Below are 24,861 nucleotides of genomic sequence, written 5' to 3' on the forward strand. Positions count from 1 at the left end.
CTGCATGAGAGTGATTGTGTAGCGGGTTGATTAAAACAGAATTTGCCTGGCGGCCATAGCGCGGTGGTCCCACCTGATCCCATGCCGAACTCAGAAGTGAAACGCCGTAGCGCCGATGGTAGTGTGGGGTCTCCCCATGCGAGAGTAGGACACTGCCAGGCATCAAATTTAGCGTGGCTGATATGGCTCAGTTGGTAGAGCGCACCCTTGGTAAGGGTGAGGTCCCCAGTTCGACTCTGGGTATCAGCACCAGTTACATGGGTTAAAGTTCGGTAGTTGTAGAAAAGAATTTACCTGGCGGCAATAGCGCGGTGGTCCCACCTGACCCCATGCCGAACTCAGAAGTGAAACGCCGTAGCGCCGATGGTAGTGTGGGGTCTCCTCATGCGAGAGTAGGACACTGCCAGGTATCAAATCAAGTAAAGACCCCATGCCAAAAGCGTGGGGTTTTTGCTTTTCAACGATTCAGTAAAATGAGATTGAATCTCTGACAAACCCTCTGTGTCTTCACAGAGGGTTTTTGTATTTTTACTGTATAAAAATCAATAGCGACTACTTTCTATACGGTATATGCCAAAATTTCAACAATGAAACATTTTCAGGTTGTTGCAGATCGCTCGACTTTTTACCAAAAAACCGCTATCTTCGGGCATCTAGAAGTCTAAACGTATAAATGGATATATTGAGGATATAGGCATGCCGATTCGGGTTCCTGATGAGTTACCAGCAGTGAGTTTCTTACGTAATGAGAATGTTTTTGTTATGACCTCATCACGTGCGAAAACTCAGGAAATTCGGCCCCTGAAGGTGTTGGTTTTGAATCTAATGCCTAAAAAAATTGAGACGGAAAATCAATTCCTACGTTTACTCTCTAATTCACCATTGCAGATTGATATCCAACTGCTACGGATTGATAGCCGCGAGTCAAAAAATACGCCAGCTGAGCATCTGAACAACTTCTATTGCGACTTTGAAGATATTCAAGAGCAAAATTTTGATGGATTGATTGTGACAGGAGCCCCGCTGGGCTTGGTTGATTTCTGTGACGTTGCCTATTGGCCACAGATTGAACGTATTATCGCGTGGGCCAAAGATCACGTCACTTCAACCTTATTTGTATGCTGGGCGGTACAGGCAGCCTTAAATATCTTGTATGGCATCCCCAAAATGACGCGCGAGACCAAACTCTCTGGTATTTATCAGCACCAAACAGAAAAGCCTCTGGCGCTATTGACGCGTGGCTTTGATGAAACATTCTTGGCCCCCCACTCTCGTTATGCAGATTTCCCTATCGAGGTGCTTGAGCAATACACCGATTTGGATATTTTGGTTTCATCTGAAGAAGCGGGAGCCTACCTGTTTGCCAGTAAAGATAAGCGTGTAGCCTTTGTGACAGGCCACCCTGAATATGATGTCGACACTCTGGCGGGAGAATATCAGCGTGATCTGGCGGCCGGTCTTAATCCACAAGTTCCTCTTAATTACTTTCCAAATGATGATGCTTCTTTACCACCAAAAGCATCCTGGCGAAGCCATGGGCATCTGCTGTTTGCCAACTGGTTGAACTATTATGTTTACCAAATCACGCCATTTGATTTGCGCCACATGAACCCAACGCTCGACTGATTTTTCTCCCTTCAAATGTTAATAAAGGCGGCTGAATCGAGGCCGCCTATCTATTTTTTCCTCTTAGATACCCCATTATTTGTCAATTGAACTGGTCTGATCTCTTTATTAAACAATAGGTTACCTTGAAAAAATAAAGATAATGGAAGCCGATTCCTATCTATCAAAATCACCCATCAATGTTAACAATATGATAAATAAAGATTAAAAAATTATTTTAACTAAAAATGGAAATCGTTTTTGATTTTAATAATTAATTGATTATTCTTAGTCCTGTCGGGGTGAAAAGTGACCGTAAAATCTGACCTTCAATTTCCGGTTGGAATGCAGTACCCGATACGAATCCAAGAGTGACGCTACATTAGCGTTGATGTGAAAGTCGTGAGATTGGGAAGGGGAAGGACAATGACACAACAGTTAGTCGGCACGGAGTTAGTTTTCACCCAGCATTTTACTGCTGCAGAGCGACAGGTTTTGCCAGATGAAGCTGTCGAATTCCTCACAGAATTAGTGGCGAAATTTGCAGAGTCGCGTGGCGAACTCCTTGCTGCGCGTGCATCCTGGCAGCAGGCTATTGATCAAGGTGCATTGCCTAATTTTATTTCGGAAACCAATTCCATTCGTGAAGGCGATTGGAGAATTCAGGGGATTCCGGCAGATTTACGCGATCGTCGAGTCGAGATTACTGGGCCTGTTGAGCGCAAAATGGTCATTAACGCGCTCAATGCCAATGTAAAAGTCTTCATGGCAGATTTTGAGGATTCACTGGCACCTAGCTGGGATAAAGTGATTGATGGCCAGATTAATCTGCATGACGCGGTCAAAGGCACGATTTCATATACCAATGAGTCCGGTAAAATTTATCAGTTGAAACCGAATCCAGCGGTATTGATAGCGCGGGTTCGTGGTCTGCATTTACCAGAAAAACACGTGAAATGGCAGGGAGAGGCGATCCCCGGCGGCTTGTTCGATTTCGCTTTGTATTTCTATCATAACTATAAGCAATTACTTGCCAATGGCAGCGGCCCCTATTTCTATTTACCAAAAATGCAGTCTTATCAGGAGGCCGCTTGGTGGAGTGACGTGTTCAGTTTTACCGAGCAGCGTTTCGATTTGCCACAAGGCACCATTAAAGCCACTGTGTTAATCGAAACCTTGCCTGCAGTATTCCAGATGGACGAAATTCTGTACCACCTGCGCCATCATATTGTTGGTCTGAATTGTGGCCGTTGGGACTATATCTTCAGCTATATCAAGACATTGAAAAACCATGGGGATCGTGTCCTACCCGATCGCCAGTCAGTCACCATGACGAAGCCATTCCTGAGTGCCTATTCTCGCTTACTGATCAAAACCTGTCACAAGCGCGGCGCTTTGGCGATGGGTGGCATGGCTGCATTTATTCCCAATAAAGACCCAGTCCAAAATGCACAAGTACTCGACAAAGTTCGTGCTGACAAAGAGTTAGAAGCCAGCAATGGTCATGATGGCACATGGGTTGCTCACCCAGGTTTGGCGGATACCGTGATGGCGGTCTTTAACAAGGTTTTGGGCGACCGACCTAATCAATTAGAAGTGACTCGTGAGCAGGACAAACCTATTACTGCCGCTGAGTTACTGGAACCTTGCACCGGCGAGCGTACCGAAGAAGGAATGCGAGCCAATATCCGGGTTGCCGTGCAATACATTGAGGCTTGGATATCAGGTAATGGTTGTGTACCGATTTACGGCTTGATGGAAGATGCCGCGACGGCAGAGATTTCCCGTACTTCGATTTGGCAATGGATACATCACCAGAAAAGCCTGAGCAATGGTCAGACGGTGACGAAAGAACTGTTCCGCAGCATGTTGAGTGAAGAAATGCAGGTAGTGAAGCTTGAACTTGGCGCAGAGCGCTTTGATGGTGGGCGGTTTGAAGAAGCGGCTCGCTTGATGGAGCGTATTACAACACAAGACGAGCTTATCGACTTCCTGACGTTACCAGGCTACGCATTACTGGCCTGAGTCGACACCCTATTAAACCCTACAAAATTGAATAACAAGGAATATCGCCATGACGACCTCTCGTACTCAACAAATTCAGCAGTTAGAACAAGAATGGAAATCACCGCGTTGGGAGGGGATTACTCGTCCCTATAGTGCAGAAGAAGTGATCAAATTACGCGGTTCTGTTAATCCGGAATGCACATTGGCGCAGCACGGGGCTAAAAGATTATGGGAGTTGCTGCACGGCGAATCGCGTAAAGGCTATATCAACTGTCTGGGGGCTTTAACGGGGGGGCAGGCATTGCAGCAGGCGAAAGCCGGAGTTGAGGCTATCTATCTGTCGGGCTGGCAGGTAGCGGCAGATGCCAATACGGCGTCAAGCATGTACCCGGATCAGTCTCTGTACCCGGTCGACTCCGTTCCTGCGGTGGTTAAACGCATTAATAACAGTTTCCGTCGTGCAGATCAGATTCAGTGGTCAAATAATATTGAGCCGGGTAGCAAAGGCTACACCGACTATTTCCTGCCAATTGTAGCGGATGCTGAAGCCGGTTTTGGTGGGGTGTTAAATGCGTTTGAATTGATGAAGGCCATGATCGAGGCAGGGGCTGCTGGTGTGCACTTTGAAGACCAGTTGGCCGCCGTGAAGAAATGCGGTCACATGGGCGGTAAAGTATTGGTTCCAACCCAAGAAGCGATTCAAAAGCTGGTTGCCGCTCGTTTAGCTGCTGACGTTCTGGGAGTACCAACGTTGCTGATTGCCCGTACTGATGCAGATGCTGCTGATTTGCTGACCTCCGATTGTGACCCTTATGATAGCGAATTCATCACTGGCGAGCGCACTGCGGAAGGTTTTTTCCGCACTCATGCCGGCATTGAGCAAGCCATCAGCCGAGGTCTGGCTTATGCCCCTTATGCGGATTTGGTGTGGTGCGAAACCTCTACGCCAGACCTGACTTTGGCCAAGCGTTTCGCTGATGCGATTCACGAAAAATTCCCCGGGAAATTATTGGCCTACAACTGTTCGCCATCGTTCAACTGGAAAAAAAATCTCAGCGATGCGCAAATCGCCAGTTTCCAGGATGAGCTGTCAAAGATGGGCTACAAATATCAGTTTATTACACTGGCTGGCATCCATAGCATGTGGTTCAACATGTTCGATCTAGCCCATGCTTATGCACAGGGCGAGGGCATGAAGCACTATGTTGAGAAAGTACAGCAACCAGAGTTTGCCTCTGTTGAGCGCGGCTACACTTTTGCCTCCCATCAGCAAGAAGTGGGAACTGGCTACTTTGATAAAGTGACCAATATCATTCAGGGCGGTGAGTCATCTGTCACCGCGTTGACTGGCTCGACGGAAGAACAGCAGTTTTAGTCTGCTGACTGAGTAAAAATATCAAGTTATCAAGAGCCTGCTTATGCAGGCTCTGTTCCGTATGGTTGGGGGGCAGCATGGTGGGAAAGCTGGAACAATTAATCGCTCAGACAATTTTGCAGGGATTCGATGCGCAATATGGCCGCTTTCTAGAGGTCACTGCTGGTGCTCAACATCGCTTTGAACAGGCGGACTGGCAAGCTGTTCAGCAGGCGATGAAAAAGCGTATTCATCTCTATGATCACCATGTCGGTTTGGTGGTTGAGCAACTCCAGCACATCACAGATCAGCGTTGCTTTGATGTGGCGTTCTTAGCGCGAGTGAAAGAAATTTATACCGGATTGTTACCGGATTATCCGCGCTTTGAAATCGCCGAAAGCTTTTTTAACTCGGTTTATTGTCGGCTGTTTAAACATCGTGATTTAACACCCGATAAATTGTTTGTCTTTAGTTCTCAGCCTGAGCGGCGTTTTCGCGAAATCCCACGCCCCTTAGCACGTGATTTTTCCCCTAAAGGGAATCTGAGTGGCATGTTGCAGGTGGTGCTCAATGATTTACCGCTGCGCTTACCTTGGGAAAATCTTCCGCGCGACATTGATTATATTGTGGCGGCACTGCGGCAAAACTTTACCGACAGCCAACTCGCGGATGCACAGTTTCAAATTGCAAATGAGCTGTTTTATCGCAACAAAGCGGCTTGGCTAGTAGGGAAGCTGCGGTTGGCGGAGGAAGTCTATCCATTCTTATTGCCTATTCATCATAATGAATCCGATGCGCTATTTATTGATACCTGCCTTACCAGCAAGGCCGAGGCCAGCATCGTATTCGGCTTTGCCCGCTCTTATTTTATGGTTTATGCCCCCCTGCCAGCGGCGATGGTCGAGTGGTTGCGGGAGATTTTACCGGGTAAATCGACCGCTGAGTTGTATATGGCAATTGGTTGCCAGAAACACGGTAAAACGGAAAGCTATCGTGAATACCTAACCTTTGTTCATCAATCTAGCGAACAATTTATTATTGCGCCGGGCGTCAAAGGCATGGTGATGCTGGTGTTTACTTTGCCGTCATTTGATCGTGTTTTTAAGGTGATTAAGGACCAATTTGCACCGCAAAAAGAGGTTAGTCAGGCGCGGGTTTTAGAATGCTATCAATTAGTTAAAGAGCACGACCGCGTCGGTCGGATGGCGGATACTCAAGAATATGAGAATTTTGTCATTGATAAGCACCGTATTAGCCCTGAACTGTTGATGGAGTTACAACAGGAAGTACCTGAAAAATTGGAAGATTTAGGTGATCAAATCATCATTAAGCACCTGTATATAGAACGGAGGATGACACCACTAAACCTCTACATGGAGCAGGCAGATGATCAGCAACTGAAAGATGCCATTGAGGAGTACGGCAATGCCATTAAGCAATTAGCCGCGGCCAATATTTTCCCAGGTGACATGTTATTTAAGAATTTCGGCGTGACCCGGCATGGGCGTGTGGTGTTCTACGATTACGACGAGATTTGTTATATGACTGAGGTAAATTTCCGCGACATCCCCCCTCCGCGCTATCCGGAAGATGAGATGGCCAGCGAGCCGTGGTATAGCGTTTCCCCTAATGATGTCTTTCCGGAAGAGTTCCGGCATTTCTTATGCAGCGACCGAAAGGTCCGACATTTTTTTGAAGAGATGCACAGTGATCTTTTCCATGCCAGTTATTGGCGGGGTTTGCAGCAGCGTATCCGGAACGGGCATGTGGAGGATGTTTTCGCCTATCGGCGTAAGCAGCGTTTCTCTCAGAGGGTGATTGGTTGATGGCGACTGCGCAGGCGGATTTTGGGCTTAGGCTGTGCTCAAGCATCTCAAAATCCGCTGCCCCTTGAACCCCTATGACTCAACTAATTACGATTGCCACCACCATAAGATTGCGTAATTTCTTTCGCTGCATGAATAACTAGCGCACCCAGTTCAGTGACACGATCGTCGGTAATACGCGAAACCGGGCCGGAGATGGAGATCGCTGCAAAGGCTTCGTGATGCTCATCGAATAAACACGCGGCAATACAACGCAGACCGAGGGCATGTTCTTCATCGTCGAAGGAGTAGCCTTGCTTGCGGATCAACGCCAGATTCTCTTTCAAGCTGGCGGGGTTAGTGCGGGTGTGCTGGGTATAAGCATGCAGCCCCTTTTTATGTAAAAGTTGCACTAACTGTTCGTCTGACAAAGTAGAGAGGAAGGCTTTACCCGCGCCAGAAGCATGCATCGGCAACTTGCCGCCAATCGGTGCAGACATACGCATCAGTGCAGTACATTGTACCTGGTCAATAATAATGGCTTGATAATCACTGTGGTCAAGTACGGCCAAATTGACCGTTTCGCCAGATTCATCCATTAAGCGACGTAACATCGGGTGAACCATAGCCAGCAGATTGCGGCTTTGCAAAAAGCTGCTGCCAACAATAAAGGCGTGAGCGCCCATCGTCCAAAGACCTAAATCCCCCACTTGGCGAACAAAACCTTGCTGTTGCATCGTGGTCAACAGGCGATGAGTGGTAGAGTTTGGTAAACCCGCCTGTTGCGCTAAATCAGTCAGAGCAACACTGCCTTGAGCTTCGGAAATATATTCCAGTAATTTAAGTCCGCGAGTTAATGATTGAACCTGACCGGTTGCCGCAGGTGTTGATTGTGCGGCTGCCTTGGGTTTCTTTCCCCGTTTAATCGGAATAGGTAACGCCATAAATCAGCCTCTCAGTTATTTTTATGGAATTCATTTTCGTTTTTCAATTATGCATGCAAACGGTAAAAAATGCTCATCCGATGAGTCAACATCTCTACCTGAAAAAGTCTCAACTGGGAGCGGACTCATTACGTCGGTAACTTGTGCTAGGATGACAGACTGATTTGTGAATGGATTATTTTTCAGCATATCTGATACTAATAAAATACAAAAAATACGTCGGGCGATGGCAAGGCAATAGGGCGAAGAGGCGACAGTGGTGGATACAGTAACAAATAATAAAATTAAGGAATTACACCAGCAGCTAGCACAACGGATCTTAGTGTTGGATGGTGGTATGGGCACCATGATTCAGAGCTATCGATTGGAAGAGGCTGATTACCGGGGCGCTCGCTTTGCCGATTGGCCCAGTGATCTGAAAGGCAACAATGACTTGCTGGTGCTTTCCAAGCCGGAGGTCATTACCGCCATTCACAATGCCTACCTCGAGGCGGGTGCTGATATTCTCGAAACCAACACATTCAACTCCACCACCATTGCCATGGCGGACTATCAGATGGAGTCGTTGTCAGCGGAAATTAACTATGAAGCCGCTCGTCTGGCTCGTCTCTGTGCTGATGAATGGACCGCCCGCACGCCGGAGAAACCACGTTATGTTGCCGGGGTGCTTGGCCCGACCAACCGTACTGCCTCTATCTCGCCGAAAGTAAACGATCCTGCATTTCGTAACGTCAGTTTTGATCAATTGGTTGAGGCTTACCGGGAATCAACCCGCGCGTTGATTGAGGGCGGTGTTGATCTGATTATGATTGAAACGGTCTTCGATACCCTCAATGCCAAAGCGGCGACATTCGCTGTTGAATCTGAATTCGAAGCCATGGGCGTGCTACTGCCGGTGATGATTTCCGGCACCATTACTGATGCTTCGGGCCGCACGCTGTCTGGTCAAACGACAGAAGCTTTTTATAACTCGCTACGTCATGTTAAACCGCTCTCTTTTGGTCTGAACTGTGCTTTGGGACCAGATGAGTTGCGTCAATATGTCGCTGAGTTATCACGTATCTCTGAATATTATGTCAGTGCACACCCGAATGCCGGTTTACCGAATGCCTTCGGTGAATATGATCTGGACGCCAAAGAGATGGCCGAGCAGATTGGTGAGTGGGCGCGAGCGGGATTTTTGAATATTGTCGGTGGGTGCTGCGGCACGACACCACGGCATATCGCTGCGATGGTCAAAGCCGTTGCTGGCGTGGCACCTCGCCCACTGCCGGATATTCCGGTGGCTTGCCGTTTGGCGGGGCTGGAGCCATTGACAATTGATGCCAACACGCTGTTTGTGAACGTCGGTGAGCGCACGAACGTGACGGGTTCAGCCCGTTTCAAACGGCTGATAAAAGAAGAGAAATACGGTGAAGCGTTGGATGTGGCTCGCCAACAGGTTGAGAGTGGCGCGCAGATCATCGATATCAATATGGATGAGGGCATGCTCGACGCCGAGGCTGCCATGGTGCGCTTCCTCAACCTGATTGCCGGTGAACCGGATATCGCCCGCGTGCCAATTATGATTGACTCCTCAAAGTGGGATGTCATCGAGAAGGGCCTTAAATGCATTCAGGGCAAAGGCATTGTGAACTCCATTTCGATGAAAGAGGGCGTCGACGCCTTCATTCATCATGCCAAACTGGTTCGTCGTTATGGTGCAGCCATGGTGGTGATGGCCTTTGATGAGCAAGGGCAGGCTGATACCCGCGCGCGTAAAATCGAAATTTGCCGTCGTGCGTATAAAATTCTGACGGAAACTGTCGGCTTCCCACCAGAAGATATTATTTTCGACCCGAATATTTTTGCCGTCGCCACTGGGATCGAAGAGCATAACAACTATGCAGTCGACTTTATTGAAGCCTGTGCTGATATCAAAGCTGAACTGCCTTACGCCATGATTTCTGGCGGTGTCTCTAACGTCTCTTTCTCTTTCCGTGGCAATGATCCGGTGCGTGAAGCTATTCACGCAGTGTTCCTCTATTACGCGATTCGTAATGGAATGGACATGGGTATTGTCAACGCCGGGCAATTGGCTATCTATGACGATCTGTCGGATGAGCTTCGTGAAGCGGTGGAAGATGTCATTCTTAACCGTCGTGATGATAGCACTGAGCGCTTGTTGGAGCTGGCTGAAAAATACCGAGGCAGCAAGAGTGATGAGGTCGCGGTTCAGCAAGCTGAATGGCGTGGTTGGCCAGTGGTGAAGCGGCTGGAGTATTCGCTGGTTAAAGGGATTACCGAGTTCATCGAACTGGATACGGAAGAAGCCCGTCAGGAAGCTGACCGGCCTATTGAGGTTATCGAAGGGCCGCTGATGGCGGGGATGAATGTGGTTGGCGACCTATTTGGCGAAGGGAAAATGTTTCTGCCGCAGGTGGTGAAATCCGCACGGGTAATGAAACAGGCAGTCGCCTATCTCGAACCTTATATTGAGGCCAGCAAACAGAAAGGTAGCACTGCGGGTAAGATCCTGCTGGCGACGGTTAAAGGTGATGTGCACGATATCGGCAAAAATATTGTGGGTGTGGTATTGCAGTGCAATAACTACGAAATCATCGACTTGGGCGTGATGGTGCCAACCGAAAAAATCCTGCGCACTGCGCGGGAAGAAAAGGTGGATATTATCGGTTTATCTGGCCTGATTACTCCGTCGCTGGATGAAATGGTTAATGTCGCCAAAGAGATGGAACGGCAGGGCTTTACTTTGCCGTTGCTGATTGGCGGTGCTACAACATCCAAAGCCCATACTGCGGTAAAGATCGAGCAAAACTACAGTGGCTCTACCACTTATGTCTCGAATGCATCGCGTAGTGTGGGGGTAGTTTCAGCTCTGTTATCGGATACACAGCGCGATGAGTTTATAGCCAAAACGCGTAAAGAATATGAAACCGTTCGTATCCAACATGCTCGCAAGAAACCACGCACTCCGCCAGTCAGCTTGCAAACCGCTCGGGAAAACCAAACAGTCATTGACTGGGAAAATTATACGCCGCCAGTGGCGCATAAACTGGGAGTGCAAGCGGTAGAGGCCAGCATTGAAACACTGCGCAACTACATCGACTGGACTCCCTTCTTTATGACGTGGTCATTGGCGGGAAAATATCCACGGATTCTGGAAGATGAAGTGGTTGGCGAAGAGGCCAAGCGCCTGTTTGCTGATGCCAATGACATGCTGGATAAGCTGTCGACTGAGGGGTTATTACATCCGAAAGGGGTGGTCGGTTTGTTCCCGGCAAACAGTGTCGGGGATGATATCGAAATTTATCGTGATGAGCGGCGAGACGAGGTGCTGGCGGTCAGCCATCATCTACGTCAGCAAACTGAAAAAACTGATTTTCCGAACTATTGTCTGGCAGATTATGTAGCGCCTAAATCTAGCGGGAAAGCAGATTATTATGGTGCTTTTGCGGTTACTGGCGGGCTGGAGGAGGATGCGCTGGCTGATGCCTACGATGCCCAGCATGATGATTACAATAAAATCATGATTAAGGCGCTGTCCGATCGTCTGGCTGAAGCCTTTGCTGAATATCTGCATGAGCGGGTGCGCAAGGTGTATTGGGGCTTTGCGCCGAATGAAAATCTGAGTAACGAAGAGCTGGTGCGCGAGAACTATCAAGGAATTCGACCAGCTCCGGGGTATCCGGCGTGCCCAGAACACACAGAAAAAGGCCAAATCTGGCAGTTACTGGATGTGGAAACTCACACAGGGATGAAGCTAACCGAGTCCTACGCCATGTGGCCGGGTGCATCAGTGTCGGGCTGGTATTTTAGTCATCCAGAGAGCAAATATTTTGCAGTGGCGCAGATTCAACGTGATCAAGTTGAGGATTATGCCGCTCGCAAAGGGATGCCAGTCGCTGAGGTTGAGCGCTGGTTAGCGCCCAATCTGGGCTACGATGCGGATTAATTCTCCCTTCGTTCTTAATGTTGCAGGGAGCAGGCGCTGCTCTCTGCAACATCAATGACTTTTAACTGACTATCGGGACTGGCCGTGGGCAATTCCCGCCACTGCGTTTTTCTGCTCTGAGCCGCCATGGGCACCTATCAGCGGAGTGTCGCCTTCCATGAGATCACGGGCGCCATTGCCCAAGGTCTTGATGACGGATGATGCGCCACTCACTCTAGCCCCTCCTTCGGTGTGTTTTCCGCTAATATCCTGAAGTTCAAGGCCGTTGGTGTGTAACTCGACTTTCCCTCCCTGATTAGCAATCTTCCCGCCCGTCAGTTCAGTTTTCCCCTTCACATTCAGGGTAACGCTTTGCTTGCCAATAATGCCTGATTGCTCTTCGACGGCGCGATTATTGACGACGTCAACTTCGACCTTGGCATTCCCATTGCCGCCTTTCACTGAGTCAGTTTGCACTTTATTTTTGACCTTACTGCCTACAAATTTCGCGCCTTTCTGCCACCATTTATCCTTGGTTTCCTTCTCGTCTTTCTCGTCTTTTGCTTCATCCAGCGTCATTTTTTTACCGTCTTTGGTGTAACTAAGGACTTTGACATTATCCTCTTCTTTGGTGGTCAATCTGCTGGATATTTGGTCATACTGTTTTTTGATTTTATCGAATAGCTTGTTGGAGTTGCTATCGAGCTTTTTCTTGATCTTGTCTGAACGCAGTGGGCTGGCATCGGCCACCTGATTAATCAGACTGTCTTGTTTTTCGTTACTGTGGCTAGCGCCAAAGTGGGTAGCAATATCAACGCTATGTAACTCATCTACTCGGCTTTGGACTTTCAGATTGCCGCCAATATTGCCATTGATATTATCAGCCTCCAGTTTAGCGCCTGCTAGCACCATATCTTTGGCTGTGTTTAGAGTCATGTTGTCGCTGTTGATATGAGTATTTTGTTGTGTGACGGAATTCAATTTATTCACCGTCACATCAAGCTCAGCTCCCACATCGTGAGTTTTTTCACTGCTTTGCTTATCAAGAACCCCTTTGTCATCTTTATTAAACTTAGTATCTGAGTTGCCATTCGCGGCGACTTCAAAACCCCAATTATTCTTATGCTCTTTGTCCTGAGCGGATTCCAATAAAATACCGCCGTTATTCGCTGTCAGTGTCGTTTTCTGACTATTAATAGTGGAATTTTGCATGTGGATAGCGTCGTTATCGTGGCTGCCGGCTTGAACGATAACGTGCCCATGACTGTTGATCGCGCCGCCCTGATGAGTGACAGCAGATTCATCAGTTTTAGCGACCTTTATCTCGATATCTGCGTTGACCCCATTACCACTTTTATCTTTGTTTTTACTGATGCCGGCATTGGCGCTGGCTGACCAGGTCATATCTTGTGTTGACCCTTCAGATTTCGCCGCTTGCATATTCACTTTACCGTCAGCGATGAGCAGAATATCGCCCGTAGGTTTCTCTTCGCTACCAAAGGCTGTACCGGTGAGGGTTAAATCTTTCCCTGCGTTTAGCTCAATACCTTTTTGGCCGTCAAGGGTGCTGACTTGGGCAAGTGAGGAGTTCGTCTCGCCCTTGCTATGCCCGCCGCCTAATCCGCCCCCAAACGCTTTACTGTTGGCGTTGGTGCCGAAATTTAATTTGGCATTGGCATCCACATTGTTATGTTTTTCACTAACATGATGGGTAGCCTGATCAAAGTGAATGTTACCCCCCGCATTGACCGTGATTTTTCCATCACCTGCATTGATATTTGTGCCTTGATAAATAGCGTCTTCTTTTACATTAATATTGATGCCATTCGCTGCATTCATGTTACCAACCTGCGCGACGTCTGCAGTTGTGTGCTTATCCGTCGAGCCGCCGTTGCCTTTACCATCAACGTTAATATCTTTGCCTGTCGAAGTATAAATTCGAATATCAGCGCCACCAGATGTTTCTTGTGTTCGCTGGTCAGTACTATCTACTGCCGCCTCGGATATATGGCTGGTGGCATTCAATGTAATGGCTCCCTTATCTGCTTGATAGTCAGTCCCTTTATCGTTGACGGCACCATTTGCATTGAGGGTAATATCGCCGGCATTAATTGAGGTTACGGTAGATTGAGTATGGGCGCTGCTGGTTTCTTTCGTCCCTCCTTGGACATGAAGGTCTATTCCCACATTAGGTGTACCGATACTATCGACGGCATCAAGCATGCCGCCCATATCAAGGTCTTTGGCCTTTTCGACGATCTCTTTTATCGGACGGCTAACCTCACTGTAATCAATGTTGGCACCAATACCGACATCAACGGTGGTGGTTTTAGTGACGGTTTTCTCGCTGTTCTCGGCAGCCAGATTATGCACACTCTCAGCATTGACCTGATAGGAGCCATTGACGTTATGATTGCTTCCTTGGTTTGTCATATCCTTGGATGCGGTCATGTTCAGACTGCCTGCAATTTGGGAGTTTGAAACCACCGCAGTGGATTTATCACTGTTTGTTTGAGTGTCTTCATAACTGACATTGGCCCCGCTACCCGCTTTATCCATCCCCCCGGTGTAATGAACATCAACACCCACGGTTTCTTTCTCTTTTAGGCTGGATGTGGTGTCGTTGGCGGCAACAAAGGAGATATTTTCACCTTTAATATCAGCGTCTCCTTGGGTTGTCGTAAGGTGAGAGCCGGTGAACGTGATGTCTTTTTGGGCATCAAGTTTGATCGACCCCCCCTCAAGGGTTGCACTGTGGTTTTTAATACTATCGATTTTTTCACTTTCACTGGTGTGCTCCAGCTTCAGCCCAGCTTTATACTGATCTTCACCATTATCACTGGTGAAACCGCCAATAGTTAATTGGGTTTTTTGCTCGTCTATCTTCTGTTGTTCTACCGCTGCCTTAACATTAATGTCACCCAGCGTTTCAATTCCGAGTTCCCCGGCACTTTTGACCAGACTGCCAATCACATCAACATTATCTTTACTGATTATCTTAAGATTGGCGTCAGACACCAACTCACTGCCAGTCACCTTCTCATCACGATTATTGGCTTTGTGTGAGCTGCCAGTAATATTAAAAGCAACACCGGTACGTTCATCAATTTTGGTGGTTGTGGTGCTGATGGCATTATCAATTTTAATACCGCCATGGTCGGATTGGACATAACCGTCGCTGGCACCTTTAACTTTACTGCCGGTAATAGAAACGCCGTTATGACCACTGACAAAAATCGTCCCACCAGCCGTAATTTCAGAACGATGACTGGTTTCTGCATTCTTATCATTTCTATTGTGATCGATACCGCCTAACCCTAGATTTTGTTCATTCTTACCGTTGGTGGTTGTCTGATTTTTTGTTTTTCCTACATCAATTTTGACTTCATTAGCATTAATGAATAAATCACCTTTGGCGGAGGCTTTAACTCCACTGGCGGCCATTTTGCCTTCTGCGGTTAACCCTAAATTTCCACCCGCTTCAAGAGTTGTTTTATTCAGTGTTTGTGTGGTGGTTTTGTTATCCCACTTTTTATCCTTAATTGTGTGTGCATAATCATGGCCTTTATTATGTGTCGATTCCTGATCAATGATCCCCTCCAGTTTTAAGTCATTTTTTGCCTTAACAGAAAGGTTATTTCCTGCCTTAATAGAAGAGCCTGATAGTTTTATATCCCCTTTGGTTGATTGAATGGAGATATTATTTTCTGCATTTATTACTGTGCCAATGTTTTTTTGTTTCTGCTCTCGATTAGAGGATGATTTATTCCATTTTCCTATTCCTAAAAATCCTTCCCCCCCATCTTCTGAGTAACTGCTATTTGTATCCGTGAGTTTTTCTGTACCCAGATGAATATTGCTACCCTGCATAATAATGTTTTTGCCATCAATGATGGCAGCATCAAGGTTATTTTTCTTCTTGGCAAGGAGAGAAATATTCGCCCCTTTTATTTTGGTGCGTTCCAGTGTCTGTTTTGTTGAACCACCAGACGAAGTTTCAATAATATCACCGGAAGTCAAAATATCACCGGCGCTAATTTTTATATCGTGACCCGTTAAGTTGGCTGGTGTTGGGTTATAATTAAGGCTAGAGTCGGAATCAACGTCAAGATTCAATTTTCCTGGTGTTGAAATCTCTATTGATTTCCGTCCTTCATGGTGGCTAGACATATTGACGCCATTACCTTCAGCGGTATTAATGATCCGAATCCTATTCGCCGACATACCGCCAAATATTTTACTGTCATATGCTGACCCAATGTAACTGGCTGACTTTAATATTTTACCATCGGCACTGATTTCATTCTGCCCTAGTAAGATATTGATATCTTCTCTTGAGTCAACCACTCCTAATATATTAATTCTTGGAGCAATCAAGTCCAGAGGCCCACCAACGATAGTATAGCCTTTACCTATTTCTAATAGGTTGGTGTTATTTCTGGTATCGAAGCCTTGTAAAATTCCCTGGTCGACCAACGGATTCCCTACCACTAAAGATGTTCGGTTAGTATTAATAAAACCACAGCTATTGCAGGTAATACCATTAGGGTTCGCCAGAATATAATCAGCGGCCATGCCAAAAACTTCTTGTTTACCCAAAAGTAATGACGGGTTACGGCTAATCACTTCATTCAGAATAATATTGGCAGCTTGACCATTTAAATTCTGGTTGGCACTTAATTGACCCGCAAGTTGAGAGTGGCCTGCACTTGTCGCATTATTCAGCACGGCCCCCGAATTTCCGACGTTGAAGCTCTCATATTGGTTATGTGATAGACCTGAGGCTGAAGGGGGGACGATGTCAATGACTGACGTACCATTAACTGAATGTACATCGGGTTTGTGAGCGCTATCGCCAGCACTGACGATGCCGGTGGCATAACAGGTAGCGATTGAGACTGAAATAATGGCTACGGCTGCCACCAGCTTTCCTGCTGGGGAGAGCTTGAACTTATTTTGCTTCATTTTTACTTCTCCATCTATTTGTCATATTTCTTGGTGTTGATAAAAATGGGTGCTCACTGGAAGGAGTGAACTAAAAGGAATAGGAGAAGCGCGCCAGAATATTAATGGGATCCTTAATCTCGGACTTTCCTGATAACAGGTGACCACGACTGGCTTCAATATCCAGTTTGGCGTCGCCATAGCTGATATTCATTCCGGCGCTGAACCCCATGGCGCTGCTCCAATTTTGCGAGGCTTGCTGAATGCGGCCAACATCAGCCCCGAGTCGTGGCGTTATCGTGGTATTGCCAAGAGTGACGTTGCGCGATACGGTGTTTTGTAGATACCAGCCATTATCTGCCGATAATGTATTGCGGCTAAAACCGCGAATGGCGTTGTTATCCGTAATACTGAGCCATTCAGTACCGGGTAGGCGGTCGCGACTATATTGACCGTAGAATTGATGACTCAACAAATAAGCATCATCCAATAATCTGAAATAGTGTTTAGCGGTAATGGCTGTTTTGGCTTTAGTAAATTGGCTGTCTTGGTGGCGAGCGGAATAGCCTTGATCAGCACCTAGCCACGGTAGCCCTTGTTCAATGCTAAAATTCACATTGAATAAGCCATTTTGCAGAAGATGTAGGTGATTAACCCCTAATTCAAATACAGTGAGTGTGGGGCTACTGACCGCAATTTTTTGGTCATTAAGATAATTTTCTGCCTGTTTGTAGGTCAGTTGTGCGCTTACACCATTAATTTGGTTTTGATCACGATAGACAATATAATCAGTGCGCAAACCATGTTGCTGTGTTTTCCCACGAAGTTCGATGTGATTAAATTGTAATTTTACTGGATAAAGATATTCAGAATAGCTACCAAAACCACTAAAAGTTAATGCACCATAGGGCACAGAATAAAAGAGTGAATAGGCGCGGCTATAGTTTTTCTTCGCGTTGTCGATGGTGCTGGAAATATTAATGCTCATAGAATCTGATAATCCAAAGGGATTATCGAAAGAAAAGGTATTGCGACTTAACCATTTTCCCGTGCTTTTATTACCGAAGTTATCCAGAGAGGTTGTTAGGTGCCAAGGTTTCGAACGGATATTACTGAGTTTAAGAATTGAACCGCCGGGCTGGGTGCCGGGTAGAATATCCACAGTAATGTGATTTGAGGGTAAGCGATTAGCTTGATCTAGTCCTTGGTCAAGTTGGGTAATATTGAGTGGTTTCCCTGTTAAATTAGGAAAGATACTTTCGGCGTTTAATTGAGGGTCCTCACTTTCAATTTTTTCGATAAACCCTTCAGTGACATCTAGACCGAGCTCACCATCGGCATCAGGTGGAATAAACTGAATCCGTGCTGTGATATAACCTTTGGATAAATAAATCTGCGTTAATTCGCGCGCAAGTAAATTAACATCATCACTGCGAATACATTGCTCAGGAATCGTGCTCAGGCCATCTAATTCTTTAATGCTTAATAAGGTGATACCCTGAACATAAACCCCACTAATAGGCAGACACTGCGAAGTGTTTTTGAGTTCAGGTGCGTGACTCTTGGTTTCTGGCTGTAATTCACGGGGTCTCAAGGGGGAGGGGCGGCGCTCTTCTATAAAATGATTAATTTCATTACTGCTATTCTGTAAATTTTGACGAGATTCATTAATCGGAGAAGGGATATCCATTCCTGGTGTTGAGCTGGCATGAGCGCCAGTACTTAATAAAAACCATAATGCAGTGCGTTTTGGGATCATAATGTTTGATTGAGAAATGCACGGGCCAAATCTCGCCTCCTTGAACCAAATTCGGGCAGCACTATTACCGTCCCTGAAGAGTAAAAACGGCAGGGAATATCAGGAATTAAGGAATATTCAGAAATAGGGGCGATATAATAAATTTTTAATCTTTATTCAGCGTTAATTAAAAAGTATTCAGGCTAATAGTGGATGTTATTTAATTTAATAGAGGGGAGGCATTATGGGGAAGGAAATGCCCGGATAAGCCGGGCAGGGCAGATAGTCTGAATTATTCGTGCTCTTTTTTCACCGGCTTACCTGACCAGTAACCAGCCAGCAGTGAACCCGAGAGGTTATGCCACACAGAGAATAGGGCGCCCGGCAGTGCTGCTAATGGCGAGAAGTAAATTTTACCCAAGGTGGCCGCCAGCCCAGAGTTTTGCATCCCGACTTCAATGGCTAATGTGCGGCAGGTTGACTCATCAAAACCAAATAGCTTTCCACCCCAATAACCACTCAACAAACCGATACCGTTATGCAGAATCACGGCAATGATCACCACAAAACCGACAGAGGCAATATGACTTTGGCTGCCTGCTACCACGGCACTGATGATGGCTAAAATACAGATCATCGACATGGCGGGTAGGTAAGGTTCAATGCGTTTCACCGTTTTGGTGAAAGTATGATGAATAATCAACCCTGCGGTGATTGGAATAACCACGATTTGCAGAATACTTTTTAGCATTCCCACCACATCCACACTGATAGTGGCATCAACATATAATCGGGTCAGTAGTGGGGTGGCAAATACACCGACTAGCGTAGACACCGCTGAGATAGTGACCGACAACGCCACATCTCCTTTTGCTAAATAAATCATGACGTTGGATGCTGTCCCGCTAGCAACACTGCCAACCAGCACCATGCCCGCAGATAAATCCGGTGGCATGCGGAATAGCATAGCCAGAATCCATGCGGTGAGCGGCATAATCAGATAATGCAGGAACGTTGCCGCAGCCACGGGGGCGGGGCGAGAGAGCACCCGTTTGAAGTCATCGAGTCTTAAGGTGACGCCCATGGCAAACATAATCAGCATCAATAGCGGAGCAACATAGGGGCTGATACCGGTAAAGGTTGCTGGGCGAAAGTATGCCGCAACAGAGAGCAGCAGTGCCCATACGGGGAACAGGCGGGTGATTTTGACTAACATGAGGCGAGAATCCTTAATCGTCAGTGCCAGATATATGAAAAACCGGACGATAACGCCCGGCTTGTTAGTAAATTATTTTGCAGGTTTTGTTGTGTTTCAGACGGTATTACTCAAATAAATTGTGGTGCAGGGTTTGCACCACTTTCTCTGCGTCATCACCAGGGATCAGGAAACACAGGTTATGGCTGCTGGCCCCGTAACAAATCATACGAATATTGAATGGGTCGAGCACACCGAACACCTCTTTGCCGACGCCACAGGCTTGAGATAAGTTATTACCGATAATCGCCACCAAGGCCAGATTCTCTTCCACTTCCACTCGGCACAGCGAAGAAAGCTCTGTCAGTAGCGAAGTCGTCAACAAGCTATCACCGGTTGATGTGGAACCGGTGGTATCTAGGGTCAGTGCCACACTCACTTCTGAGGTGGTGATCAAATCAACGGAAATATTGTGGCGTGCCAAGATGTTAAACACCTCGGCCAGGAATCCGCGGGCATGCAACATATTCAGGCTATGCAGAGTGACCAGTGTTTGTTTGCGGCGTAATGCCAATGCGCGGAAAAGCGGTGGATTTTCGGTTTCATTGCACACCAATGTGCCACCGGCGGCGGGATCTTTACTTGAGCCGACAAACACTGGAATATCACTGCGCACCGCCGGTAATAAGGTGGCGGGATGCAGTACCTTAGCACCAAAGGTTGCCATTTCAGCCGCTTCTTCAAAGGCTATTTTATCAATACGTTTTGCACCCGGAACGACCCGTGGGTCCGTGGTGTAAATACCCGGAACATCTGTCCAGATATCAATGCGGCTGACATTAAGAGCTTCACCCAGTAGGGCTGCGGTGTAATCACTGCCACCACGGCCCAAAGTTGTCGTGCGGCCTTTGCTTTCACTGCCGATAAAACCTTGTGTTATCACAATGGCATGCTGGATGCGCGGTGCTAACTGAGTTTGGGCCAGTTCAGATAAGGCGAGGGTATCTGGCTCGGCTCGGCCAAAACGGTCATTAGTGCGCATAATTTTACGGACATCAAACCATTCCACCGCCACTTGGCGCTGACGCAGCAGTTCGACAAATAGCAAGGTTGACATCAATTCGCCGTGGCTGACCAATTCATCCGTCAGGGCTGCGGAAGTCGCCAAACTGGCGGCTTCAGACAACATGGCAATGTTCTCCAGCATGCGATCAATTTCTTCGCGGATAACCACCGGATCGGACAATTTAGCGAGAATATTGTATTGGATGCGGCGAATGGCATCTAAGTGCTGGTTGCGTATTTCTAATTCGCAACCCTCGGCTAGGGCGACCAACAGATTGGTAATGCCAGCTGAAGCTGACAGAATGACCAAACGAACGTCCGGGTTCGATAAAACCACATCAGCGCTGCGACTCATGGCTTCAAAGTCTGCCACGCTAGTGCCGCCAAATTTGGCGACGACAGTCGGGGAAGGCGCGTTGCGGCTCTGCTGGGATGCTACTTGAATCATGTAAAAAACCTCGTGTCAGGGATGCCATCTTTGGGTGGTCATCGGTATTAGCCTTGGCACAAGGGAAGAGCGGTAAGTCAGGGGGCAGGCGTAGAAACAACACTACGTTACACCCAGAAGCGCTCCACCTTGTTGACCGCCCTAAAAGAACGGCACTGGTGACAACCCAGGGGATTCAGCCCCTGCAGTCGACACGTTGATGGCCGAAATCAGCGTGTCTCGGCGTCGCTCCCCCTCGAATGTCTTCTGCGGATCACGGCTCCTCCGACACTTTACCTGGGCGACGCACCTCTTCTGGCTTACGCACCGGGTGCGCAAGTAGGCCTTTAGGAATAACGGGTTATCGGCTTTCTGTCAACGATATGACCATGAGGTATTTTCATATTTAATAAATTGTCACTTCATATAACTAATTTAACTGGATATCGGCTGACATTCTGGCATTTTCCCCATTGGAAGGGCCGCAAATAAAGGAAAGGAAGGAAAACAGGAAGCAGATCAAAGGTTGTTTCGAGAGATATCACCTATCGCAAGAAAAGAGATCTCAATCACAGGGTAACAGGATACAATCAATGTATTCGTTTCATTAATCCTTAAGCCTAGAAGAGCGCCGCTATGAAAAATATTAATCCTAGTCAAACCGCTGCCTGGAAAGCGTTACAGCAACACTTTGAACAGATGAAAGACGTCACCATCAGCAGTCTGTTTGCCAAGGACGATCAGCGTTTTGACAAGTTCTCCGCGACTTTTGATGATCAAATGCTGGTGGATTTTTCTAAAAACCGCATCACCAGCGAAACCATGGAAAAACTGCAAGCTCTAGCCAAAGAAACCTTCCTGGCAGGCGCGATCAAATCCATGTTCTCCGGTGAAAAAATCAACCGTACCGAAGACCGCGCAGTGTTACATATTGCTTTACGTAACCGCAGTAACACGCCAATTGTGGTCGATGGCAAAGATGTGATGCCAGAAGTGAATGCGGTACTGGCCAAAATGAAACAGTTCTGCGACCGCGTAATCAGCGGTGACTGGAAAGGCTATACCGGCAAAGCGATTACAGATGTTGTGAATATCGGTATCGGCGGTTCAGACCTCGGCCCTTACATGGTGACCGAAGCACTGCGTCCTTATAAAAACCATCTGAATATGCATTTTGTTTCTAACGTTGACGGCACCCATATTGCTGAAGCGTTGAAATCATTGAATCCAGAGACCACGCTGGTTCTGGTCGCCTCAAAAACCTTTACGACCCAAGAAACCATGACCAACGCCCACAGTGCGCGTGATTGGTTCTTGGCGACGGCACAAGATCCCGCTCATGTGGCTAAACACTTTGCGGCGCTGTCGACCAATGCGAAAGCGGTGGGCGAGTTTGGTATTGATACCGACAATATGTTTGAGTTCTGGGATTGGGTCGGTGGCCGCTACTCCCTGTGGTCAGCTATTGGTTTGTCTATCGCACTGTCTGTTGGCTTTGAGCATTTCGAGCAGTTGCTCAGTGGCGCGCATGCCATGGATAAACACTTTGCTAATACTCCGGCGGAGCAGAACCTGCCTATCCTATTGGCATTGATTGGTATTTGGTACAACAACTTCTTTGGTGCCGAAACCGAAGCTATCCTGCCTTATGACCAATATATGCACCGTTTCCCCGCTTACTTCCAGCAGGGCAACATGGAGTCCAACGGTAAATATGTTGATCGCAACGGTAATCCTGTTGATTACCAAACTGGCCCGATCATTTGGGGTGAGCCTGGCACCAACGGGCAGCATGCGTTCTATCAGTTGATTCATCAGGGGACAAAATTGGTTCCTTGTGACTTTATTGCTCCTGCAATTAGTCATAACCCGTTGAGCGATCACCACGCGAAACTGTTGTCGAACTTTTTCGCTCAAACTGAAGCGCTGGCCTTTGGTAAGTCACTGGCAGAAGTGGAAGCTGAATTTGCCGCGGCGGGTAAAACCCCTGAGCAAGTGGCTCACGTTGCGCCGTTTAAAGTATTCGAAGGTAATCGCCCAACCAACTCCATCTTGCTGCGCGAAATTACCCCGTTCAGCCTAGGTGCCTTGATTGCGCTGTATGAGCACAAAATCTTCACGCAAGGGATTATCCTGAATATCTACACCTTCGACCAATGGGGTGTTGAGCTGGGTAAACAGCTGGCTAACCGTATCTTGCCAGAGTTGGCGGATGACAAAGCCGTGACCAGCCATGACAGTTCAACCAATGCGTTGATTAACCGTTTCAAGAACTGGCGCTAAGCTTACGCGCTTAAGCTCCTTGATCCGTGCTTATTAGCCTCTTACTTTTAGTAAGGGGCTTTTTTTGGGTTCGACCGCAGCATTGCTGTGCTAGTCTCGGGCTGTTTCACCTACTTTTTATGGGGTATTTATGGCCAAAAATTCACGTTCTCAGTGGGTCGCTAAAAATCTGCAGCGTTTATTGAATGTGGGATTGATTATATTAGCGGCTATCTTGGTGGTCTTTCTGGTAAAAGAAACCATCCATTTGGGGCAGGTGTTATTCGTGAATAATCAGGAAACGTCTTCCTACATGCTGATTGAAGGCATTGTGATTTATTTTCTGTATTTCGAATTTATTGCCTTGATTGTTAAGTACTTTGAGTCAGGTTATCACTTCCCGTTACGCTATTTTATCTATATCGGGATCACCGCGATTATCCGACTGATTATTGTAGATCATGAAAATCCAATTGATACCTTGATCTATTCCGCATCTATCTTGTTGCTGGTGGTGACTTTGTACTTAGCCAATACCGAAAGGTTAAAACGCGAATAATGCGGTAGTTTAGAAAGAAAAATGGCGGCCATTAAGGCCGCCCTAAAGACACAGTACCAGAGGGAAAATACAGCAAGTAGAGCAGCGGCATAATCAATATCAACGACATAAACGAACGAGAAATCGTTAGCCTTTCACACCACCGGCCGTTAAACCTCCCACCAACCAGCGTTGTGCCAGCAAGAAGACCGTGGTGATAGGGATCGCAGACAGCACGGCTGCTGCGGCAAAATCACCCCACAGGTAGTTTTGCGGGTTCAGATACTGTTGCATACCGACGGCGAGGGTGTAGCTTTCCACATCGCGCAATAACAATGAGGCGACTGGCACTTCGGTGATGGCAGCAATAAACGACAGAATAAATACGACGGCTAAAATAGGCACCGACAGCGGCAACAACACCAATCTGAACGCTTGCCATGGGGTGGCTCCGTCCAAGGCGGCGGCTTCTTCCAGTGAGTTATCAATGGTTTCGAAATAGCCTTTGATGGTCCAGACGTGCAGCGCAATTCCGCCCATGTAGGCAAAAATCACCCCGCCATGGGTGTTTAAGCCAATAAACGGCATATATTGTCCAAGACGGTCGAACAACGCGTAGAGTGCCACCAGTGATAGCACCGCAGGGAACATCTGGAAAATCAGCATCCCTTTCAGCAAAGTATTTTTGCCACGAAAACGCATGCGGGCAAAGGCGTAAGCACACGTTGTGGACAGCGAAACAATACCAATGGCAGTGATCACCGCGATTTTAATTGAGTTCCATAACCACAACATCACCGGGAATGGCGGCGGTGTTACTGAGCCATCGGCATGCGTCACACTCATGCCCAGTGCCAGCCTCCAATGCTCCCAGGATATTTGATCTGGAATAAGGCTACCGGTGGCGAAGTTACCGGGCCGCAGCGAAATGGTAATGACCATTAGCAGCGGGAACATAATCAGCGCGATAAAACACAACATCAAAAAATGAGTGCCCAATAGACGCAAACGCTGGGATTTAGGTTGAACCATGGCCATCTGCATCT

General features: G+C 47.3%; 13 protein-coding genes, 1 tRNA gene, 2 rRNA genes and 1 riboswitch. Of the genes, 10 read left to right on the top strand and 6 right to left on the bottom strand.

What is annotated here, in order from left to right; all coding sequences use genetic code 11:
* The first annotated feature begins 45 nt into the window (after nt 1-45).
* The 7 genes from rrf (HUZ92_RS00005) to aceK all read left to right on the top strand — a co-directional run bounded on the left by rrf (HUZ92_RS00005) (nt 46) and on the right by aceK (nt 6,792).
* Nucleotides 46-161 (top strand): 5S ribosomal RNA (gene rrf, locus HUZ92_RS00005).
* A gap of 15 nt (nt 162-176) precedes the next feature.
* Nucleotides 177-252, top strand: a tRNA-Thr gene (locus HUZ92_RS00010).
* Between the two features lie 41 nt (nt 253-293).
* A 5S ribosomal RNA gene (gene rrf / locus HUZ92_RS00015) occupies nt 294-409 on the top strand.
* Between the two features lie 287 nt (nt 410-696).
* The gene (metA, locus tag HUZ92_RS00020) at nt 697-1,626 is read left to right on the top strand and encodes a homoserine O-acetyltransferase MetA (protein ID WP_050101723.1); all 930 of its coding nucleotides are present in this window, start codon (nt 697-699) and stop codon (nt 1,624-1,626) included.
* Nucleotides 1,627-2,031: 405 nt separating this feature from the next.
* Entirely contained in the window at nt 2,032-3,630 is a 1,599-nt protein-coding gene (gene aceB, locus HUZ92_RS00025) for a malate synthase A (protein WP_050141183.1), read from the top strand.
* Between the two features lie 49 nt (nt 3,631-3,679).
* Nucleotides 3,680-4,987, top strand: a complete 1,308-nt coding sequence (gene aceA, locus HUZ92_RS00030) for an isocitrate lyase (RefSeq protein WP_145580133.1) — start codon at nt 3,680-3,682, stop codon at nt 4,985-4,987.
* Nucleotides 4,988-5,064: 77 nt separating this feature from the next.
* Nucleotides 5,065-6,792 (top strand): bifunctional isocitrate dehydrogenase kinase/phosphatase, encoded by a 1,728-nt coding sequence (gene aceK / locus HUZ92_RS00035; RefSeq protein ID WP_050101720.1) that lies wholly within the window; start codon nt 5,065-5,067, stop codon nt 6,790-6,792.
* Nucleotides 6,793-6,875: 83 nt separating this feature from the next.
* Here aceK and iclR read toward each other — a convergent pair whose 3' ends face one another.
* Nucleotides 6,876-7,715 (bottom strand): glyoxylate bypass operon transcriptional repressor IclR, encoded by an 840-nt coding sequence (iclR, locus tag HUZ92_RS00040; protein WP_050101719.1) that lies wholly within the window; start codon nt 7,713-7,715, stop codon nt 6,876-6,878.
* 256 nt (nt 7,716-7,971) lie between these two features.
* Here iclR and metH point away from each other — a divergent pair, with 256 nt between their 5' ends.
* Nucleotides 7,972-11,667, top strand: coding sequence for a methionine synthase (gene metH, locus HUZ92_RS00045; RefSeq protein ID WP_128451114.1), 3,696 nt, complete (start codon nt 7,972-7,974; stop codon nt 11,665-11,667).
* 69 nt (nt 11,668-11,736) lie between these two features.
* On the opposite strand, the gene HUZ92_RS00050 is transcribed toward metH, so the two are convergent.
* The 4 genes from HUZ92_RS00050 to lysC form a co-directional block, all read right to left on the bottom strand.
* Entirely contained in the window at nt 11,737-16,611 is a 4,875-nt protein-coding gene (locus HUZ92_RS00050; protein ID WP_145580132.1) for a hemagglutinin repeat-containing protein, read from the bottom strand.
* 70 nt (nt 16,612-16,681) lie between these two features.
* Entirely contained in the window at nt 16,682-18,349 is a 1,668-nt protein-coding gene (locus tag HUZ92_RS00055; RefSeq protein ID WP_050101716.1) for a ShlB/FhaC/HecB family hemolysin secretion/activation protein, read from the bottom strand.
* Between the two features lie 271 nt (nt 18,350-18,620).
* Nucleotides 18,621-19,544: a ketopantoate/pantoate/pantothenate transporter PanS gene (gene panS, locus HUZ92_RS00060; RefSeq protein WP_050101715.1), complete on the bottom strand. Its 924-nt coding sequence runs from the start codon at nt 19,542-19,544 to the stop codon at nt 18,621-18,623.
* Between the two features lie 106 nt (nt 19,545-19,650).
* Nucleotides 19,651-21,036: a lysine-sensitive aspartokinase 3 gene (gene lysC / locus HUZ92_RS00065; RefSeq protein WP_050141188.1), complete on the bottom strand. Its 1,386-nt coding sequence runs from the start codon at nt 21,034-21,036 to the stop codon at nt 19,651-19,653.
* A 109-nt stretch (nt 21,037-21,145) separates the two neighbouring features.
* A riboswitch (Lysine riboswitch) is annotated at nt 21,146-21,338 on the bottom strand.
* Between the two features lie 313 nt (nt 21,339-21,651).
* On the opposite strand from lysC, the gene pgi reads away from it, so the two are divergent.
* Nucleotides 21,652-23,298 carry a glucose-6-phosphate isomerase gene (gene pgi, locus HUZ92_RS00070; RefSeq protein ID WP_050101713.1) on the top strand — a complete coding sequence of 549 codons (1,647 nt, stop codon included), beginning with the start codon at nt 21,652-21,654 and terminating at the stop codon, nt 23,296-23,298.
* Between the two features lie 130 nt (nt 23,299-23,428).
* The gene (psiE, locus tag HUZ92_RS00075) at nt 23,429-23,836 is read left to right on the top strand and encodes a phosphate-starvation-inducible protein PsiE (protein WP_050101712.1); all 408 of its coding nucleotides are present in this window, start codon (nt 23,429-23,431) and stop codon (nt 23,834-23,836) included.
* Between the two features lie 126 nt (nt 23,837-23,962).
* Here psiE and malG read toward each other — a convergent pair whose 3' ends face one another.
* Entirely contained in the window at nt 23,963-24,853 is an 891-nt protein-coding gene (malG, locus tag HUZ92_RS00080; RefSeq protein ID WP_050101726.1) for a maltose ABC transporter permease MalG, read from the bottom strand.
* Nucleotides 24,854-24,861: the final 8 nt, after the last annotated feature.

The organism is Yersinia vastinensis (assembly GCF_902726565.1).
Classification (GTDB): domain Bacteria; phylum Pseudomonadota; class Gammaproteobacteria; order Enterobacterales; family Enterobacteriaceae; genus Yersinia; species Yersinia vastinensis.

Excerpts from the sequence above, each read along its gene's own strand:
- metA (WP_050101723.1), top strand. The coding sequence starts at position 697 with ATGCCGATTCGGGTTCCTGATGAGTTACCAGCAGTGAGTTTCTTACGT.
- aceB (WP_050141183.1), top strand. The coding sequence starts at position 2,032 with ATGACACAACAGTTAGTCGGCACGGAGTTAGTTTTCACCCAGCATTTT.
- aceA (WP_145580133.1), top strand. The coding sequence starts at position 3,680 with ATGACGACCTCTCGTACTCAACAAATTCAGCAGTTAGAACAAGAATGG.
- aceK (WP_050101720.1), top strand. The coding sequence starts at position 5,065 with ATGGTGGGAAAGCTGGAACAATTAATCGCTCAGACAATTTTGCAGGGA.
- iclR (WP_050101719.1), bottom strand. The coding sequence starts at position 7,715 with ATGGCGTTACCTATTCCGATTAAACGGGGAAAGAAACCCAAGGCAGCC.
- HUZ92_RS00050 (WP_145580132.1), bottom strand. The coding sequence starts at position 16,611 with ATGAAGCAAAATAAGTTCAAGCTCTCCCCAGCAGGAAAGCTGGTGGCA.
- HUZ92_RS00055 (WP_050101716.1), bottom strand. The coding sequence starts at position 18,349 with ATGATCCCAAAACGCACTGCATTATGGTTTTTATTAAGTACTGGCGCT.
- panS (WP_050101715.1), bottom strand. The coding sequence starts at position 19,544 with ATGTTAGTCAAAATCACCCGCCTGTTCCCCGTATGGGCACTGCTGCTC.
- lysC (WP_050141188.1), bottom strand. The coding sequence starts at position 21,036 with ATGATTCAAGTAGCATCCCAGCAGAGCCGCAACGCGCCTTCCCCGACT.
- pgi (WP_050101713.1), top strand. The coding sequence starts at position 21,652 with ATGAAAAATATTAATCCTAGTCAAACCGCTGCCTGGAAAGCGTTACAG.
- psiE (WP_050101712.1), top strand. The coding sequence starts at position 23,429 with ATGGCCAAAAATTCACGTTCTCAGTGGGTCGCTAAAAATCTGCAGCGT.
- malG (WP_050101726.1), bottom strand. The coding sequence starts at position 24,853 with ATGGCCATGGTTCAACCTAAATCCCAGCGTTTGCGTCTATTGGGCACT.